We start from the raw sequence: 1,094 nt of genomic DNA, 5'->3' as shown, positions 1-1,094 counted from the left end.
CAGCCGTGCCATTTTTGACAATTCAGCAGTCAGTAGACACGATCATTTCATTCCGTTGGATCTACACAGACAACGGTGAAGTTACTGATCGCTCTCCCCTGACCGTCTGGCGTGTCAAAGCAGACTCTACCGGGGCCTTCGAGTGAGATGGCGCGCTCGGTGGTAGCGGCTTTCACCTCCACCTGAAGATCGCAGTAGTCCGTGTCGAAACAGACTTGGATTGGCTCGCAGAGTTCGTTCTCCTTTGAAGTGTACGAGATGTTGCGGATTAGACTGTCATCAGCAGTGCCCTCCACTACAAAGCCGCAATCATCTTCACTCGTGGGTTCTTCTTCTTTCACGAACTCATACTTCACACTCGCAGGGGGACACGGCGGACATTCTTCTTCGTCGCGCCTACAGCCGCTTTCACTGATTCTTAGATTTCCAACGGTGATTTCGTTGCCCTCTCCGTCTGTGAGACTCTCGACCTCGATCGTTCCGCCACCCACATTCGTAATCTCCTCAAAGGGCTGTGTTGAATCGCCATACGGCGGTGGAATTCACTGTTTCACTGCTCGCTTGATATTGTAGACGACGGCTGTGTTGAATCGCTAGACGGCGTCGGGATAGGCCAGTAAATCAAAGGAGTTGAAGCGAGAGACTCCGGTTGACTATGACCCAAATCTCTCGCTTCATTGGGCAGGTAGCGCCGGTCGCTAAAAACGTCACTGGTGATGGAGAGGAATCCACCGCACCAGAAGGAGGCGGCGGATTCGCCGACTACGCCCTCGTTTCCCTGCACTGTCTCCGGATTTACCTCGGGACGTCCTACCGCATGACGATTGACCTGCTCAAAGAGATGCCGCAAATAATCGGGGAGATCGGCCTCAACGCGGCCGATCTCCCCTCTCCATCGACGTTATGTAAAGCGTTCGACCGGATCAGCATGCGCGTCTGTCGAGTGCTGCTGCGCCAGTCGGCGCAGCTTCACGATCCCTCCGAACACGGCGCGATCGACGCCACATTCTACGACCGTTCAGCTGCGAGCCGCCACTACTGCCAACGAACAAGCTACCGCGTCCAGAAGCTCAAAGTCACGAAACTCGTCGATA

At 54.8% G+C, this 1,094-nt stretch carries 1 protein-coding gene and 1 pseudogene; one reads left to right on the top strand and one right to left on the bottom strand.

Translation table 11 applies throughout. The annotated features are described in order from the left end of the window. Positions 1 to 47: 47 nt before the first annotated feature. Positions 48 to 491 (bottom strand): hypothetical protein, encoded by a 444-nt coding sequence (locus tag ACNSTU_RS17490; RefSeq protein WP_418212814.1) that lies wholly within the window; start codon positions 489 to 491, stop codon positions 48 to 50. A gap of 164 nt (positions 492 to 655) precedes the next feature. Between ACNSTU_RS17490 and ACNSTU_RS17485 the strand changes: the two are divergent. Next, a pseudogene (locus ACNSTU_RS17485) lies at positions 656 to 1,094 on the top strand (IS5/IS1182 family transposase); the annotation flags it as partial.

The sequence above is a fragment of the Aquisalimonas sp. APHAB1-3 genome (assembly GCF_048323695.1).
In the GTDB taxonomy this organism is placed as follows: domain Bacteria; phylum Pseudomonadota; class Gammaproteobacteria; order Nitrococcales; family Aquisalimonadaceae; genus Aquisalimonas.
This window is presented reverse-complemented; position numbering and strand designations above follow the sequence as displayed.